Annotated in this window: 11 protein-coding genes and 2 pseudogenes; 2 read left to right on the top strand and 11 right to left on the bottom strand. The window is 53.2% G+C overall.

The genetic code is table 11. The features are described 5' to 3' along the window. Positions 1 to 293: 293 nt before the first annotated feature. The 11 genes and pseudogenes from ftsZ to DKB71_RS35365 all read right to left on the bottom strand — a co-directional run. Positions 294 to 1,250 (bottom strand): annotated as a pseudogene (gene ftsZ, locus DKB71_RS35315) (cell division protein FtsZ); the annotation flags it as partial. Between the two features lie 260 nt (positions 1,251 to 1,510). After that, on the bottom strand, positions 1,511 to 1,753 hold the full coding sequence (gene acpP, locus DKB71_RS35320) for an acyl carrier protein (RefSeq protein ID WP_408601237.1): 243 nt from the start codon (positions 1,751 to 1,753) through the stop codon (positions 1,511 to 1,513). A gap of 147 nt (positions 1,754 to 1,900) precedes the next feature. After that, entirely contained in the window at positions 1,901 to 3,202 is a 1,302-nt protein-coding gene (locus DKB71_RS35325) for a hypothetical protein (protein ID WP_408601238.1), read from the bottom strand. 140 nt (positions 3,203 to 3,342) lie between these two features. Then, complete coding sequence (locus DKB71_RS35330) at positions 3,343 to 5,892, bottom strand: type IV secretory system conjugative DNA transfer family protein (protein ID WP_408601239.1); 2,550 nt, start codon at positions 5,890 to 5,892, stop codon at positions 3,343 to 3,345. 129 nt (positions 5,893 to 6,021) lie between these two features. Further along, positions 6,022 to 7,392 (bottom strand): IcmP (DotM), encoded by a 1,371-nt coding sequence (locus DKB71_RS35335; protein WP_408601240.1) that lies wholly within the window; start codon positions 7,390 to 7,392, stop codon positions 6,022 to 6,024. A 2-nt stretch (positions 7,393 to 7,394) separates the two neighbouring features. After that, a complete protein-coding gene (locus DKB71_RS35340; RefSeq protein ID WP_408601241.1) occupies positions 7,395 to 7,931 on the bottom strand; it encodes a hypothetical protein in 537 nt (178 codons plus the stop codon). After that, positions 7,928 to 8,944 (bottom strand): plasmid segregation protein ParM domain-containing protein, encoded by a 1,017-nt coding sequence (gene parM, locus DKB71_RS35345; RefSeq protein WP_408601242.1) that lies wholly within the window; start codon positions 8,942 to 8,944, stop codon positions 7,928 to 7,930. The genes DKB71_RS35340 and parM overlap by 4 nt, the downstream gene beginning before the upstream one ends. A 141-nt stretch (positions 8,945 to 9,085) precedes the next feature. Then, a complete protein-coding gene (locus tag DKB71_RS35350; protein ID WP_408601243.1) occupies positions 9,086 to 9,886 on the bottom strand; it encodes a guanylate kinase in 801 nt (266 codons plus the stop codon). A 10-nt stretch (positions 9,887 to 9,896) separates the two neighbouring features. Then, entirely contained in the window at positions 9,897 to 12,008 is a 2,112-nt protein-coding gene (locus DKB71_RS35355) for a single-stranded-DNA-specific exonuclease RecJ (protein ID WP_408601244.1), read from the bottom strand. A gap of 104 nt (positions 12,009 to 12,112) precedes the next feature. Then, positions 12,113 to 14,758 (bottom strand): annotated as a pseudogene (locus tag DKB71_RS35360) (ribonucleoside-diphosphate reductase subunit alpha); the annotation flags it as partial. 135 nt (positions 14,759 to 14,893) lie between these two features. Further along, positions 14,894 to 15,514, bottom strand: a complete 621-nt coding sequence (locus DKB71_RS35365) for a hypothetical protein (protein ID WP_408601245.1) — start codon at positions 15,512 to 15,514, stop codon at positions 14,894 to 14,896. Between the two features lie 63 nt (positions 15,515 to 15,577). Between DKB71_RS35365 and DKB71_RS35370 the strand changes: the two genes are divergently transcribed. Together DKB71_RS35370 and DKB71_RS35375 are read left to right on the top strand one after the other, a co-directional pair. Then, entirely contained in the window at positions 15,578 to 17,950 is a 2,373-nt protein-coding gene (locus DKB71_RS35370) for an ATP-dependent RecD-like DNA helicase (protein WP_408601246.1), read from the top strand. Between the two features lie 19 nt (positions 17,951 to 17,969). Beyond that, positions 17,970 to 18,446 (top strand): restriction endonuclease, encoded by a 477-nt coding sequence (locus tag DKB71_RS35375; protein ID WP_408601247.1) that lies wholly within the window; start codon positions 17,970 to 17,972, stop codon positions 18,444 to 18,446. The last annotated feature ends 15 nt before the right edge of the window (positions 18,447 to 18,461 follow it).

Raw genomic sequence — 18,461 nt, forward strand, 5'->3', positions numbered from 1 at the left:
AGGTAATCGAGATCCAAGGTCGTCGCAGGCTTGGTAATCGAGTTTTGCTCCCACTGATCCTGCTCTTGGGGCAGGTGCGGGTGATGATTACCGCGAGAACGGGGCTCGCTGTGGGGCTGGTACGAGCCAGGGTTCAACGTACGGGCTGGTTGCTCGTAATGCTGAGGCTGAGGCTGGTGGGCTGGCTGCGGGGCGGGGCGAGCATGCTGTTCGGTCTCAGCGTGTGCCAGGCTCGGGCGGATAGCGGGAATACTGTTGGCGGCAGATTGCTTTTCAGGCACTGGCGTCAGATCCAATCCTGTAGCAACCACCGTCACGTGCAGCTCATCACGCATGTTCGGATCGACCACCGTGCCGACCTTAACTACCGCATCGTCGTGCGCGAAGTCTTCGATGATCTGACCTACAGCCGAATACTCGCCGAGCGAGAGATCGGGGCCTGCAGTGATGTTCACGAGGATGCCCTTGGCGCCCTTCAGGTTCACCGTTGCAAGCAAAGGGTTACGGATGGCAGCTTCAGTGGCCTCACGCGCCCTGTTGGGCCCTGTAGCTGTGCCAGTGCCCATCAATGCCAAGCCCATGTTGCTCATGACGGCTTTGACGTCGGCAAAGTCGACGTTAATCATGCCTGGGCGCTTGATGATGTCGGAAATACCGCGCACCGCACCGCACAGGACATCATCCGCCTTGGCGAAAGCAGAAATCAGAGATGCATCTTTGCCCAGCAGTTCAAGCAGCTTTTCGTTCGGGATCGTGATCAGTGAGTCAACAGTGTCGTACAGCTCTTTGATCCCGGCGTCCGCCAGAACTCCGCGTTTTTTGCCTTCAAACGGGAAAGGTCGGGTGACTACCGCGACGGTCAGGATTCCCATTTCTTTGGCGATAGCTGCGATAACCGGGGTTGCGCCTGTCCCCGTTCCGCCACCCATGCCGGTCGTGATGAACAGCATGTCCGTATTGGTCAGAACCTCAACGATTTTTTCACGGTCTTCAACAGCCGCTTTTCGACCGATATCAGGGTTTGCTCCGGCACCCAGGCCTTTCGTAAGGTTAGCGCCGAGCTGGATAGTCTTTGTCGAGCCAACGCCCCGCAGTGCCTGTGCATCTGTGTTGGCACAGATGAAATCCACACCTTCAATGCTGTTTGCAGCCATGTATCGCACTGCGTTGTTACCACCACCACCAACGCCGATGACTTTGATCACAGCACCGTCGTCGGTAACACCACCATCCTGCACAGTCAAATTCATGTCTCTCTCCTCGAGCCCTGCGAAATCCGATAATTGTTCAACAGTGCTGTTAAGCCGTTGCTTCGACGTCGCGTCATACTTTGGCCGCGATTCTGTCAATATATACATTTCATTGCAAGCGAAAACCCTTGAAAAATCGGGTTTCCGATGCGCGTAGTTCCGTTAGGAGCAGGCCTTCCAGGGAAGGAAATTACGACTCTTAGAAACCGAAAAACCGCAGGGCGCTCTCACGTCCTACGGCTTTGGTGCATCGGGGAGGCTTAAGCGGCCTGTTGTTGCTTCTCGATGTACTCGATGGTCGCTTTTACGTTGGTCAGGGCATGCGCCTCTTCGTCAGGCACTTCCACTTCGAACTCTTCTTCCAGCGCCATTACCAGCTCAACGACGTCCAGGGAGTCAGCACCCAGATCTTCGGAGAAGTGTGCTTCCAGACTGATTTCGTCTTCCTTCAGGCCCAGCTGCTCGGCGACGACTTGTTTAACGCGGGATTCGATGGTGCTCATATTCAGTACTCTAGCTCTAAAAATGGGGGATCCTCCCCCGAAGGAACGCCATCCTAGCCTGTGATTTCAAACATTTCAACTAAATTGACAAACTGACACAAGAAACAAAAAACCGCCCCGTAGGGCGGCTTCGCTTACTCTGCCTGATTAATATTCAGGGCTCGGTTCTGCTGCACGACGAGGCGTGAATTCACGCGGCATCACCGGGGCGCTCAGCTCCAGCGTACGACGGCATTCCTTATCGAGCTCCAGGACGTTGCCGATCACCTTGCCGAACTGGTGCATGCTGCCCAGCAGGATATCCTTCAGCTCCTTGGTTTCCGCCGTCCGGATTGCGATTGGCGCTGCAAGGAACGCGTTCTGGTTGGAGAAGTTCAGGTGCGGCGAGTTGTAGAAGGACTGGTCGACATAAGACTTCAGCTGTTTCGGAAAGACGTTTTTCTGCCATTCCTTGTCGTACTTGGCGTTCGATTTCGGGCCGCAGTTGATACGCTGTACGGGAATGACTTCAATTTCGAAACCATCACGTCGCATAGCCTTCAGCCAGCCTGAACCCTTGCCGATGAAATCGTCCCAAACCCTGGTTACCGGTGGAACGGACTTGTTCTTGTAGTCGTACTGGTGATTCAGACGGCGCACACTGTCGGCTTGGACGATCATGCTGTCGCGACCAGCCTTGACCGGGCGCATGATGAGCCCACCGTACATGCCATGACCGCTGTTGCTGTCGATCAGCTCCAGCATCGTTGCACGGGCTTTCGCCTCGTTGCTCAGGTCAAGCGTTTCAATACGGCGGTACTGGACGTCAACACCGACAAACCATTTCCGCGAGGCGCCCCGGTACAGATCCATGACCAACTGGAAGCGCTCAGCTTCGTAGTCGAGTACATCGATTCCGTCGATTTGCTCAGGAGGGGTATCCATCGCCGCCGCAGCGAGCAACTGCTGATTCATCTGGATCAGCTTCTGTTTTTTGTACTCAACATCCGCGTTGAACGGCATCACGAACGTTTGTTCCAGGTAGCCAACACCCAGGCGGCACTGTGGCGAGTCGTCGAATTCCTGCAGCACAGACAGCCAGTTGGAGCGGTACAGGCGCTTTTCAGCGTCGACAACAGTTACCTGCTCAGCGAGGAAAGCACCACCGGTGCGAACAGTTGCGGAGTTATCGGTCGATGCATTGCAAGGCATTTGCGCCCGGCGCCCGGTGTCTGCAAGCAGTGCGACAGTCGGGGTGATCAGATCGGACTCGGTTTTTGCAGCTTCGATGTAACGCTCCGGGGGTACGACCATCAGCGTAAAGGGTTCGCCGGCCTGGTCTACGCCCTGGATAAAGCTGGTCTCGATGCTCTGGCCAACCACGTAGTTTTGCGGGTAGCCGACGAAGCCTTTTGTCTCGCCTTTGCGTAGTGCTGCAAGGCTGCCAACAATCTCTCGTTTATCAGACATTTCTAATTCTCTGTTCAAGCAATTGATGGCCCATTATCCCAGCTGAAGCCCTGAAGAATCAAGGCAAAATGACATTTTATGCCTATTGTTTTAACCCCAAACAAAAAGCGCCCCGGAGGGCGCTCGCTTCACTGATGGTCTCAGTTGCTGCCTTTGTTCTTCTCGATCTGCCTGAGCATAAGCTCCAGGGTGTTGCGCACGTTCTCAGTCGAGAGCTTTTGAGGCTGAGGTTCTGCTGGGTACTGGATCCTCTCGTCGATGATCTCCATGCCTCGCTTGGCCTCACTCATTGCCTCAGCAGGGCTCAGGCCGCGTTCACGCTCAATCCTGGCCAACTGGTTGATCGGCAGTGCTTGTTCCTGGTCGGCAGGCGACATAGGCACTGGAGACGCCTCAATCTGCTCTCTGACGGTATCGGTGATGATATCCGACAAGGACAGAGAGATTTCCTTCGCCGCCGATCTTATGGCGTTATCAGCGCCGTCTGGGGCCCTCATGAATGGCAGACCAGATTGAACCACCTCCTCCAGAGCCTCGTTGCGCTTAGGCGGCTCTTTACGCTCCGTCGTAGTCAGCACCGCCTCTGCCTTCCGCTCAACAGCTGTCTGGGCCGGGGTTGAAGCCGCAACAGGTTCCTTGGACAGGCTAATCGTTGCATTCGGCCTTTGGCCGGCTGGCTGTTGATTCTGGCTTGGCTCATCGCCTTTAAGAGCCCGAACGAAGTCTTCGTCCAGCAGACGCTCCTTGTGCTCCATCATGCCGAATGCGATCTGGCTGGCCAGTACAGGATCCTGTTTGCGCTCAATGCTTACCAGGTAGGCGTTGAAGAGCGCCTTAAGGCCGCTATCCAGCTCCAGGCCTCTTACACGATTCGCATCATTGCCCTGCTCAAACAGCTTGCTGATGGTGGTGCGTGAGTCGTTGATCCTCTTGACCATGTCGCGGCTCGGAGCCCTGACCATCAGCATCTTGTTGATACGGTACTCGGGCGACTTGTGCGGCTCGGTGAAATAGAGTTTGCACCTAACCAGCAGGTCAGCAAAAATTACGTGAGCATCACCTGGCTTTTGGTTCACCAGATCTCGCACGTTGATTCGCTTCCTTCTTTCCGAGCGAGTTTGCTGAGTATCGGCGTACCCAGAGATCAGTTCGCCTTTCATCTCATGACCAGAAGTAGAGGCTGTTTCACCCTCGCCACCACGATCAACTGCTAGTTGCAAAGTTTCACCACTATCTTCCAACTTCATGAAGATTTTAATGTTGGTGTTTGCAACTACCGACTTAGCTTCGTCCTCGGAACCCTTCTTAAATGAAGGGAAATCCTGCCCCGCAAAAACAACACTCATACCCAGGCTTCGGGCCTGCGCAGCAACTACCGAGAAGCCCTTCACGCTGTAGTAGCCGTACTCATCCATAATAAGTAAGAAGGGAACATTGGAGTTTGTTGGCTTCGCATCCATTACTTCTTCGTGCGAACCTTCAACCTTTTCACCAAGTGCTGGAGCAAGTGCACTTCGCACCCCGGCAACCACCAACTTACCAAGACCAGAAAGAGCATCTGGATCCTTCTCGAGGGCCGGGAGCATAACAAAAAGGATTCTTCTGTTGTAGACCAAATCTTTGTAGTCCACCTCCCCGAGGGGTGCGTCGAAAATATGTTTATACGTAGATGACAGCTCTGATAGTACACCAGTTAGCTGCATAATGAGGTAGCCATGTTGCTCATAGCACTTAGGCGATATGTTTCCGCCCATTGCCTCTTCCATGTTAAAGCCTGGAAGTTCCAGCAGGTATTTATTCAGAAGTGTAATTGCAATCTCTGGTAGATCTTCACGCTGGGTGAAATCAAAGATCACGTCGAGTGGCATCGAGTCACGGATCGTGCCCACGTCCATGTTGATTTCACCGGAATCCCTCAGGTATACAAGGGTTTGGAGCACAGCTGCCAGCAGCGCACTCGCTCGGTTTTTCCACATGTCGTCGCCGCCACTGTCAGGCATCAAGCTGACAATCAGCGACCTTAAAGTTTCGGCTGGGCCATAAGCAAACGGGTTGTTAGTGTTTGAGAGTCGTGTTCCGTCGTCCTCTGTATTGCCACTCTTAGAGCCAGTCAGGTAGTTGATCACCATCAGGTCGTCTTCACGCCCTAGGCGCCTAACCATGGAGAATACGAGACCAAATACCGTAGTATCGCCCTTTCCGTCGACGTACATTACGCCAGAACCCATCAACAGGGCTTGGTAGAACAAAGAAAGCAGGAATCGAGTCTTCCCGCTTCCGGTCGAACCCATAACTAGCATATGCGTCCGTGCATCGTCGTTACTTACCCATACGGCTTCCTGGGTAATATGATCGTTACCAATAAGGATGAGACCATCACCGACTTTACCGGTTTTAGGATCTGGACTATCAGGGTCGATTGGCCGACGCAGCGGGTACTTCCGCTCGTACTTCTTCGCCATCCCGTACAGGAAAAGACTGATGAATATCAGGAGGTCTGATGTCGAACTAACGCCACCATACCCGACGATACTTCCGAAGGTCACGACGGCTGATAAAAAGCCAAAAAACATGACTAATGGGCCACCCGCAAAAGCGAACGTGTCGCCAATGCGGTATCGCAGTGGTCGAATCTCCCGCCCCATTAAATTGGGGTCGAGATCCGCATTTTTGGATACGCCATGTACCATTGTCACACCACTCTTATTATTATTTTGTGGCTTGCTTGCCTGGGGCTGGGCGTTGACTTCAAAAATCAGGTCTAAACGGATCCAGCCCTTAAAACACTACGCTCCACCTCTCCTGATGAAGCTTACAGATCAACCCCAGTCGTCTTTGCCCTTGGTCGCGCCAGCGCGGGGATCGAGCTTGAGAGCCACCCTGAGTGCCTCGATTGCCTCGGTTACCTCTGGGTGAGGGATGGCAATTTTTGCCTCCTTCTCCAGCAGCCAGTGAGCGAATACGCCGGCTGACTCCGTGAAGGCCACCTTTTTGCCCACACAGTTGAGGGCGTACCACAAGGTTCTGTTCTTTCCTTTCAGCCAACGCAGAGATGAAGGAGCAAGCGTTGCACCCTCCCTGGCAGCTTCCAGGAGGCTCATCAAGGCTGTGTAGGTGTAGGCGTGCTTCGAGATGCGCTCTTCGGACATGACATGCCGCAGGGTCGGCTTGAAGTCTGGATTGCCAACCATTGTCCGTAGATCCACTTCCTTAGGTGTCCAGGACGGGCCGTTCTTCTTGAACCCGCCATCCACGTAGGCAGTCAGCTTCTCCGCCAGCGCTTTGTGGGAAGCAAAATCGCGTTGAAACTTGAACGTTGGCTTATCCAACGTCGCCGGATCAGCAGTCTTGATCTGCTCAGCCGTGGCGTACACCTTAGACTTGATGCGGAATTCATAGGCCTGCTTGGTGTAATCGATCATGATCGGCAGAACTTCTTTCTGCTTCACCAGCATTTTGTTCCTGAACAGATCCAGAAGGTTTCGCTCATCCGCAGAGAGGCGGTTATACCCCTGGTAGAGTGGCCCCATCTGGGTTTCAAAGCTCTTACGCGCCAGCTCGTCATCAAAACCCTTGGCGCCATCCCAGATGGGCTTGGCCAACGATTTATTCTGCTCTGCTGCCTTCATCAGGCCCACAGGCGGTATGCATTGAGAGAACTGGCGCTCACCCATGGCCATCGAGAACTCGTAACTCGAAGGATCGTCAGGATAGAAGTCCAGCGGGGTCTCTTCAGGGTGAATACCCAGGAAGCGCTTGTTGTGCGGGAACGCCCTGATCATTTTGACCAGCAACGTCTCCATGTCGTACTTGACGGTAACGTTCTCGGCCCGATCCATGATCCTGAATCCCCAGATCATCAGGAACGCTGCTGGTACCCAACGGCCCCAGCGCAGGTAGATCGAGTCGAACTGGCTGGTTACCGAGGCCGTAAGATCTTTTGGATCAGAGGTCAGCAGGAAGTCGAGCCCAGCGTTGAAGCTGTTCTCCATGTACTTCTGCAAAAAGTCAGGGATCAGGTACGCAAACGTCCCAACCTCAATGATCCGCATCCAACGCCAACCGCTGGCATACACCCAGAACAGCTGAGTCGCTGCCCAGTACAGCAGACAGAACAAAATGAGGATAATGATCCCCCATGTTTCCGTACCGCTCTGATCAGGCTGTCCGCCGCCGCCTTTCTGAGCCATGCTTACCTACTCCCCATCTGCTGCAAGATTTTGAGCGTGTTGAATTCCTCATCCAGATCGAATTGGCTTTCGTCATGGGGTGATTGTTCAGCCGCGTCATTTTTTGTTATTTGTTCTTGCTCAGAACCCACGGTTTGCGCCGGTTCTGCCTCACCCTCTAAGAACACAGGCGGAACTTCGAGGGTTCGAGGCGTGCTTGCTGCTGGCGAGCGCACTGGAGGCGGCTCTGCCGGCGCTTTAACGCTACCCTCCTCCACGCCCTCAGCATCGTACGTACGTGGCTCAGGGGCGGAAGGGGACGGCAACCGTGGCTGGCCACGTCTCTTACCGCTGCTCACCTTCAACGCATCTGGGTTTCTTACCGAGAAGTAGGCTTGCTCACCGCTTTCCTGGTAAGCCATTACCCTATGGCCAATCAGACACATCTGAACCAACGCCTGCTTTTGACGTGGCTCCCCAGAGATGCCTTCCAGGTAGATCAGAAGGTCACGGTGGGCATCATCTTCGTCGTAAAGGTTGATGGTTCGTTTGTGTCTCATTTTCGGGTGCCCATCACAAATTCCGCGTACTTCGCCATGCCATCAGCGTTGGCGTGCACTGCGTTCTCGGCCATGATCTGGTTTTTGAACCAATCTTGGATGTGGCTTTCAATGAATTTGCTGGTGCCACCGATAAACCTGACGCTCTGAATATCGTGCGGGTTTTTGAGTTTTGCCTTGATCGTCGACTTCAGGGAGTTAACCGTCGTCACAACAGCCGAATTTACAAGGCTTTGGACATCAATTGGTTGGCCATAAAACATGACGCTACCAGTATCAATGGCCATTTTTACTTGTTCATCTGTCGGCTCATTACCATCAAAGACATCATACAAACTGTCTTTGACCGCATTCACAATCGTGATCATCCCGACGTCTTCAGTTGTTGACCTGGCAAAGTCCAAGTCCCAACCTTTTACAACAGCGATGTCCGTTGTTCTGCCACCAATATCAATGATCGCAGTACGTTGAGCGACACGATCATTGTCCATGACCAGGCGCCCGCTCTCGTCGCGGTAGATAACGTAATCCACCCAACCGGCGATGGCTTCGGACAGGACGTCGTGGCGAATGATTTTCGGCGGCTTGTAGCCGTCCAGGCCCACTACGTCGTTGCGCAGAAGGTTGGCTTTCTTGAGCTTGATCAGGGACTTGTTCGGCTCGCCCTTCAGGTAGAAGCGCTTAAGCGGCAGGCCAGACACCAAGACCACTTGGTGCGTGTGATCGAGGCCGGCAACGCGCATGGCATGGGCAACAATAGCCCTGTTTTGCGCACTGTATGGGTATTCATCGAACGCGTTATCTTCAGCGTTCTCGATATCACCCAAAGAGAACTGGCCTTCTGCTGTTTCGTAAGAGAAAACACGGCTTTTCGTGCCGTTGATAGAGATTCTCTTACTTAGGCCACTCATCGCACTCGATGGAATGGTGATGCGATGACCGGTCGAAAGAGTGCCTTTAGCATCACGATGGCCGTCATCCATCCCAAGATAGATAACTGAATCCGTTGACATTTATTATTCTCGTTATTTGTGTCAATGCAGAGAATATAAATGAATTCGCAATAGTCTACAACCGAGAGCTAAGTGTGAATTTTGATATCTATTTAGTATCAATTAAAAGCCCACCTAGTTGGTGGGCTTAATGCGCAGGTCTCAGAAAGAAGGGCTTGGGCATCCGTCCTGATATCTGATCTTTTTCTGTATCTCCGCCATCGGCTGCATGATGACTTTGAAAAACTCGGCTGGTGTTGCCGGGTTCAAGTGTTGCTGCTCGATGAGTTCGGCGAGCTTCTCTTTCGAGTACGCCTCAAGCTTCGAAGCGGGCCTTAGCGTCCTAGCCACTGGCGTGAATGCCGATCCCCCCTCGTGCATGGCAACGAGGCTTTTGATTGCCTGATCCTGGCGATCTTCCAAGTGCAGATTGAGAAACGACACATCCCAATCCCAGCGGGCCATCCATCCACGCTCTTGGGTCAGCATGGTGTGAAGCCTGGTGGCCTCTGATTTGGGATCAAATGCCTTGCCATTCTGCTCTTGGTTGGAGATCCGATTGAAGAATCGCTCCATCAGAACCGCGTTATCCGTGTGGATGAAGGCCGAAACAAGGTTGTCACCGTTCGCAAGCGCGATGCGGTTGATCGATGACACCCCTTCTGGTTCCAATACCATGATCACAGAGCGCCCCATGTCGCGTATGCGCTCGACTTCGAACTTAGGTACCCCGTAGCAAGCGCTGTGGGATGCGACGTGCTCCACGAGCACTCCGTCAGCCACGTAGCGATCAAAAGTCTCCTGACTGACAAAGTGGTAATCCTTGCCATCCACCTCCCCCGCCCGCATCGCACGCGTCGTGACGCTGACAGCCTCATCGAAGGCATCAGTCTTGGAGAGCAAAGACGCCAGGGTCGTCTTACCGCTCGTGCTCATACCACTTAAAGTCAGGATAAAACTCATGTCACGCTCCTCAGAATGGTGCTGCGCCATCCCCGATGTTTATTGTACGTTTAGGCTTTTCCGCATTCGCCTTGATCTGCTGAATCACCGACTGCATGTCTTCACGCAACTGGGCGACGGGATTGGACATTTCTCTCTTGGCCAGTCCCAGCACCTTCGTGCTCTGTGGTCTGACAGGATCTGGAGCGTCGGAAACCTTCTCGTCCGGGACATTGGCAGGTGTCTTTACCGGCTTAGCGACTTTCTCGACGGTCTGTTCCATTTCGAGGGTGGTATTTACAAACTCTGGAGCCTGAAGCTGTCTCACCATCAACTGCAGGGTCTCGACCCCACGGAAAAGGTTGATGTCCAGGGCGAATGAAGCTTCGAACTGAGTCCCAGCCGCCTTACTGACTGGGGTCTCCTCGCCATTGCAGCAGCCAAAAGCGATGGCATCGAACACTGCGTCTGGATGACCAACTACGTGCACCTTCATCTTGAAGTGCTTACCACTCAAAATTCTGGCCTCTTCCGCCATCTGGAGCTGGGCATGAAAAACAGGCTCTGTAAAATTTTGCCCCCATGGGCCCATGTCCCTGATCTCGTGAGCCGTTTCAAGGGTCATGTACTTAGGGTCAAGGTTGCGCATATCTACGTCGATGGAGCCAAGCAGATCTTCGTCAGTGAGCTCTGCACTGACCAGTCCATTGAACTCACTCATGAACCTAAGCAGATTTTTATAGGGCAGTGCCAGTCCGGCAGCCATAGCGTGCCCACCAAACTTTGAGAGCAGGTCGGGATGCCGCTTGTACATTTTGTCCAGGAGGTGCTTCAAGTGCACCTTGATGTGAGAACGAGCGCTGCCCTTGATGTCGCAATTTCCAAGCTTTATTTCAGCCTCTGTAATCTGCTCCTGGGGCGCATTGGCCATTACCAACTGCATCAACTTCGCCCGCGCTTCTTCCGCAGCCGGCGTGTCAGTCATGCAGATTACGGGACGGTTCATCTTCTCTTTGATCCGCGAGGCTACAATTCCCACCACACCGGGGTGCCAGGTCGGGTCATGCAGTACCGCTCCTTTCACTGACATCAGCCCGTACTTCTCAATGAGCAGATTTGCATCAATGACGTGGTCTGCCTCAATGTCCCGTCTCGCCTTGTTCAACTCATCCAACCGAGCAGCCAGGAGTTGGGCTTCGTAATGATCCTGCGTCAAAAGGCAATTTACGCCAATCGTCATATCTTCAAGCCGGCCAGCAGCGTTGATGCGAGGGCCAACTGCAAAACCAAAATCCTGCGCAACTACCTTCGTGTAATCTTTTTTCGCAATGTCGAGTAGAGCCATGATGCCCGGTCGAGCTTTCCCAGCCCTGATGCGCTCTAGGCCAGCCTTAACCAATATTCGATTGTTGTAGTCAAGGGTCACAACGTCTGCAACAGTCCCTAGGGCCACAAGATCGATCAGAGGGAGGATGCTCGGCTCAGTGACGCCCATTTCCTCGAAATACCCCACCCTTCTAAGGTGAGAGCGCAACGCCATGATGTTGTAGAACATGACACCGCATCCCGCCAAGTTCTTGCTCGGGAAGGTGCAAGTCGGCATGTTCGGGTTAACGATAGCGGCTGCATCTGGAAGCCCCTTATCCGACACCAGGTGATGATCGGTGATGACCAGTTCACAAGGGTGCGAAAGTGACTTTACTGTATCTGCACCATCCAGGTTAGCGATCCCGCTATCAACCGTTACGATGAGATCCGGCTCAAGCTCGCCAGCGAGCATCACGATAGACGGCGTCAGGCCGTAACCATGAATGCTTCGGTCAGGGATCAGGAAGTGGACATCTTTGAATCCCAATGTCCTGAAGCCTTCCACGGCGATGGCCGATGAGGTAGCACCATCACAGTCAAAGTCGCCAATGACGACAACGCGGCTCTGCAAACGGAGATGCTTTTCGTAGACTTCAACAGCTTCATGCATATTCTGCAGGGCAAACGGCTCGATCAGCCTCGCCAGGGAGTACTGCATTTCTGCTATCGATTCGATACCACGGTTGATCAAAACCCGGTTGATGAGTGGGTTTGCGTGCACCTGGGCATTACTGCGAGGTTGCAGCTCAACAATGGGTTTTAGCTCAGCAGCCATGACAATATTTCCGAATTCTATTGGTATCCATTATCCGCCAATGAAAAGCCCCGCTACAAGGGCGGGGCTTAACATTTACCAACAATTGCCTATCAGCTTTGCTTAACAGCGTTCAGGGCGCCGGTATTGATGGTCGACTTCTCGGTGCTGGTCGCAGCCATCGCACGGAGGTAGTACGTGGTCTTCAAACCACGGTACCAGGCCATGCGGTAGGTCACGTCCAGCTTCTTGCCGTTAACGCCGCTGATGTACAGGTTCAAGGACTGAGCCTGGTCGATCCACTTCTGACGGCGGCTGGCCGCATCGATAATCCACTTCGTCTCGACTTCGAAAGCCGTCGCGTACAGATCTTTCATCCACTGGGGGATGCGCTCGATCTGCTGCACGGAGCCATCGAAGTACTTCAGGTCATTGACCATCACCTGATCCCACAGGCCTTCGGCCTTAAGGTCTGCAACCAGGTACGGGTTGATGACGGTGAACTCGCCAGACAGGTTCGATTTCACGTACAGGTTCTGGTAGGTCGGCTCGATGGACTGCGACACGCCGGTAATGTTTGCGATGGTCGCGGTCGGCGCGATGGCCATGATGTTGGAGTTACGGATACCAGTTTTGACCTTGGCACGCAGCGGCGCCCAGTCAAACGTCATGGACTTGTCCATTTCGATGTACTTGGAACCGCGCTGCTCTTCCAAAATGGCCATCGAGTCGTACGGCAGAATGCCTTTCGACCAGAGAGAACCCTCGAAGGTCTCGTAGCTGCCACGCTCCATTGCGAGGTTGTGAGAAGCTTCGATAGCGTAGTAGCTGATCGCTTCCATGGAGTTGTCAGCGAAGGTAACCGCGCCTTCAGAACCATAAGCAATGCGCTGTTTGTACAGTGCGTCCTGGAAGCCCATGATGCCCAGGCCCACCGGACGGTGTTTGAAGTTCGAGTTTTCCGCCTGTTTCACGGCGTAGTAGTTGATGTCGATCACGTTGTCGAGCATGCGCACGGCAGTGTTGACGGTGCGCTGAAGCTTAACCAGGTCAAGCTTGCCGTCGACGATGTGGTTCGGCAGGTTGATCGAGCCCAGGTTGCAGACCGCGATCTCATCTTTGTTGGTGTTCAGGGTGATCTCGGTGCACAGGTTCGAGCTGTGAACCACACCGACGTGCTGCTGTGGGCTACGCAGGTTGCAGGGGTCTTTGAAAGTCAGCCATGGGTGGCCGGTTTCGAAGAGCATGGACAGCATTTTGCGCCACAGGTCTTTGGCCTGGATGGTTTTGAACAGCTTGATCTTGCCAGGGATCTGGGACAGGGCTTCGTAGTGCTCGTAGCGAGCTTCGAAGGCCTTGCCAGTCAGGTCGTGCAGATCTGGCACTTCCGATGGTGTGAACAGCGTCCACTGGCCATCGTCGAAGACGCGCTTCATGAACAGGTCAGGGATCCAGTTGGCAGTGTTCATGTCGTGCGTGCGACGGCGGTCATCACCGGTGTTCTTACGCAGCTCCAGGAACTCTTCGATGTCCATGTGCCAGGTTTCAAGGTAAGCGCAGACAGCACCTTTGCGCTTGCCACCCTGGTTTACGGCAACGGCGGTGTCGTTCACCACTTTCAGGAACGGTACCACGCCTTGGGACTTGCCGTTGGTGCCCTTGATCCACGAACCCATTGCACGAACAGGCGTCCAGTCGTTGCCCAGGCCACCAGCGAATTTGGACAACATGGCGTTGTCGTGGATGCCGTGGTAGATACCCGACAGGTCGTCCGGAACGGTGGTCAGGTAGCAGCTGGAGAGCTGTGGACGGTTGGTACCGGCGTTGAACAGGGTCGGAGTCGATGCCATGTAGTCGTAAGACGACAGCAGGTTGTAGAACTCGATTGCGCGTTCGGTTGGCTTGTCTTCTTCAAGAGCCAGACCCATCGCAACGCGCATCAGGAACACCTGAGGGCGCTCATAACGAACTTCGTTGTCGTGTTGGAAGTATCGGTCGTATTGCGTTTGACCGCTGAGGAAGTTGATCTGGAGATCACGCTCACCAACCAGTGCTGCCCCGAGCTTTTTGAGGTCAAAACGACCATCAATCAGTGCCGGGTTGATTTGGTCGATTTTGACGCCGTGCTCCAGTGCTTTGACCAGATCTTCGCCGTACGACCCTTTTTCGGAGACGCCCAGGAGTTCACGCGACTTCACTTTGTGGAACTTCATCAGCAACCGGGAAACCACATAGGTGTATTCCGGTTCTTTCTCGATCATTGCACGCGCAGACATACGCAGCGTTTCCAGGAGGTCTTCCCAGGTAACGCCTTCGTAGATGTTGCGAATGGTTTCTTTCGCAATGTGCTCGGCCTTAACACCCTTTAAGCCTTTGCAGCAGTCGCGCAGGTAGCTGACCAGGAACGTCAGCGTCACAGGGAACGCTACGCCCTTCTCATCAACGCAGTTGACCTTTGGCATGTGGGCTTCAGCAGCGCGAAGCCTGGTGCGCTCTTCGCGGTAGAGAATGTACGAACGGGCAACCTTTTGCTCGCCGGTCAGCATCAGGCCCTTTTCAACCAAGTCCTGAATTGCTTCAACCGTAACGGACTCGAGGTTCCTGCAAGTCTCAACGACGCCTTCGATGATCTCGTTGACCATCAGGATGACGCGTTGGGATTCACGGGCCTGGTTACCTTCGGCGTCGATGAAGGCTTTCATTACCGCTTCTTTGATTTTGTCACCGCTGAAGGTGACGCTGGCGCCATTGCGCTTGACGACTGTGATCACTGGATTGCCTTTGGTTGGTGGCCTGTTAGAGGCCCTTGCTGAATTCGGTACTCTGACGACTCTCGAACCCTCAAGGGTTTCGAGTTGAGCAGAGGGTCAATATATCACTATTGTTACTCTCTCAGGCAATGGGGGTCAGCCCATTTCTAACCCTCGAAACATCCCATGGAAGGGGCGCCAGGTGCCTACCTGAGCCTTCTTTGCCTCCTCTAGGGCCTGATCTAGCTGCTCTCTTTGCTCTTCGGTGACGATGCCCAATTTAGCGTTCGGGACGACCATGCCCTGCTTGATTAGCGACTGAGATGCCGTTACACCGTCTCGGTCATAGGCATCACAGAACGGTACAACGTGGCTGGTGAAGTACCCGTAGCATTTGAGGACAAATTTTTTGCCCACTACGGTCTTTTCGATGGCTTGATCGACTTCCTGCTGGAAACCGTCATGGGTAAGGTCTGCGCCCTCCTGGACTGCACTCTCAACCCCGGCGAATCTGAACTGAAACACGAACGGATCCGGGATGGCGTTGTTGGTACGGGAGGTTTCAACGAATTTCTGCACAGCCTCAATACCCGCAGCATCCCCAGCCAGAGGTTGTGCCCAGTAAACCAAGCTGTAAGTCTTTTCGATCACCGTAACGGCGACCTCTAAGGGTTTATCGAACATGGCAATTCCGCCCATCATCGAAACATCAGCTGGAGACGCAAGAGAAAGTCCCGAGTAGAGCAAAAAAACACAGGGGATAAGCTTCTTAAGCATGACCTCTCCCTTTCTTTGTATGTATAGTTTATGAATAGGCACGCATTGTACCGGAGAAGTTTGATGGGCAGAAGCCATGACAAAGGGGGCGCCACATTTGAAATGTGCAGCACTTTGCCGGCCTATGGCCACATGGATTACGAGCATGCATTCCAATTTGAGCGAATGATTTCGACGGATACTGCATTAATGCTCTCCGTCTCTGCAGTAAAATCAACAGAAATGAAAGGTTTTGCCTGGGCCGCTGGCGGCTTAGAAGACAAGCTCGTAAAAGTTAAAGTTCCACGAAAGGTTAGTTTGACCAAAGATCAAACTTACGTATGTTTATTTGACGCAGCTGATCCGTCAGATATAGAAAACGACATAAACCTCAAGTCTGTACTCCCATATGAAGAATGGGGAATTCCGCGAATCATCCAGCAGACTTTTAAGTCTTGGCGCCTGCGGTTTCTTGGGAATCGCAATCTGAACACCTGGTATCAAACCCATGGTGAGCAGGCGTTCATGATGCTCGACCACCACCCAGACGTGGTCGCAAAGCTGCTGCATCTGAACAAAGACAAGCTGCTGAGGCTTCAAAACGAGGTCGCATGCCTTAAGGGTAAATGGAATCACCTTAAGCACCTGCTTAAGCACAATCTTACCCTGCAAGAAGCCGAGCTGGTCACGGATCTGCTCAGCGCTCAGGTCGATGAGACCTCAAAGAACGACCCGTTCCTACTGCTTACTGTGAGGAACTTGACCAAGGATTTCAGGCACCGCTACTTCAACGCTATGGGTGTCTACGAAAAGTGTAAAACCGATCTGCCGGCGATGATTTCCGGGTACCTGGATACCCACCTGATGAAGAAGGGCGATACAGCCATGCTCCTTCAGGATGCGATCAAGGAGGCGAGTGACGCCCTGCAAATCAGCAAGGCTGTCATCGAGTGCACTATTGAAAACATGATCACCAATGGTCAGGCTCGCCTGTACGTGCTCAACGGTGAAAACACTGTCTCGATGGGCAAGCTGCTGACCGCAGATATCGCCGTTGCAGAGGGGCTTGCCGCTCGCGACGAGGACAACAATGAAAACCCCGTCTGGATTGAGAGCTTTCCAGTCAACTACACCCCGGACGGTCGCAAGATCACGCTCAATGTCGAGCAGCAGGTTCTGATCCAGACCGTGTTCGCGACCAGTACCAGCGTCTGCACAGGTGGGCCAGGAACGGGTAAGTCGACCGTCATGAAGTCCCTGATCCGCGAGCTACGCCGCGTTAACCCTACGGGCCGTGTCATCCTGGCGGCGCCTACAGGAAAAGCCGCCAGGAGGCTTACAGAGGTCACCGGGGAGCCAAGTCAGACTCTCCACAAGTTCATGGGCATGACCCCAGGCAGCAGCCCAGCGCTGGACAGCTTCAATGAAACGGACACATTGATCCTCGATGAGGCTTCCATGATGGACTTACACCTCCTTGCCTCTGCTCTTAAGCAGACAGGCAATCGAGGACGAGTCATCTTCAGCGGTGACAAAGACCAGCTGGCTTCCATCGATACCGGCGCGATTCTCCACGACATGCTCACGTCGCGACACCTTGCTGTTGCTGAACTCACAGAGCCTCAGCGCCAAGCCTTGTTAAGCGACATCGTTACGGCCTCGTATGCCATCAGAGATGGGAAAATGCCGACTTTCCCAGGGCCTGCTGGTGACTTCCATTTCATCGAGGCTGACACCCCAGAGGAGATCAATCAGCGGATCCAGGAGCTTTGCGCTGACATCATTCCAAACACCTATGGCATTCCCCTTAAAGACATCCAAATCTTAGGCGCGATGCGAAAGGGCGAAGCTGGCATCAACAAGCTGAACGAATCCCTTAAGCCGATTTTCAACGCCACGTCGCTGGACTACGACACACAGAGCCGAAACCTCGGTAGCCAGACGTACCATGTCGGCGACCGAGTAATGCAGCTCAAGAACCGTTACGACCTGGATGTCCAGAATGGTGAAGTGGGTACGATCATCGCTTTTGATGAAAGAAAGAAGGCGGTAATTGTAGAGATCGAGGATCGGTTGATTCCGTTACCATTCGATAACTACCCTTACATGACACATTCATGGGGCATGACAGTCCACAAAAGCCAGGGCTCAGAATACCCGTGTGTCATCATGAGTCTTCCAGATGATCACTCTTACATGCTTGATAGAACCATTGTTTTTACTGGTACTACACGAGCAAAACAACAGGGATTTATTGTTGGTAGCAAAAAGACACTTCAGGAATCGATCTCTAAGATAAAAACCAGAATGACCCACCTGCCCTTCTTGATTGCAGAGAAGATTTGTGAGCGTTCGCAACACCAGGTCTTTCAAAACCTGGCAAAAGATAGTAAAAAGGTCGCAATTCCAAAACCTATCCATAGAGTTAGGGCTATGGATATAGATGTGCCTTTTTAATAGGCCTTAAGGGTCTAAGTTGCTGCAAGAATTTAATGTTGGAATGCTAGCGCTACTGATTTTCCCCCTGGTACTTATCCTCGATTTCATCTTGGGTAGGTTGATCAGGAACAGACGTAGAAATGCTTTTGAGAAGCTGAAGAAAAAGGGAATTGGCTACCTCAAATCAATGAGCTGGCAGGATTTCGAGAGATTCTGTGCGCTCCACTTCAAAGCCGAGGGCTACAAGGTAGAGATGTGTGGGCTGGGAGGTGCAGATGGCGGGATGGATCTGCTTCTGCGCAAACGCTGGAAGACCACGCTGGTTCAGTGCAAGCACTGGAAAGCCAAGGTAGGCGTAACCACGGTTCGTGAGATGTTTGGGGTGATGCACGCTCACAAGTTCGACAACGTCATCATCGTGGCCCTTTCGGGGTACACGAAAGAGGCTGAGAACTGGGTTGGCAATAAACCCATAAAGTTGTTGAGTGGCCCGGATTTGCTGAAGTCCATCTGATCGCCATGAAAAAAC

Origin of the sequence: Pseudomonas sp. PLMAX (assembly GCF_046042685.1) — a bacterium.
Lineage (GTDB): Bacteria > Pseudomonadota > Gammaproteobacteria > Pseudomonadales > Pseudomonadaceae > Aquipseudomonas > Aquipseudomonas putida_AE.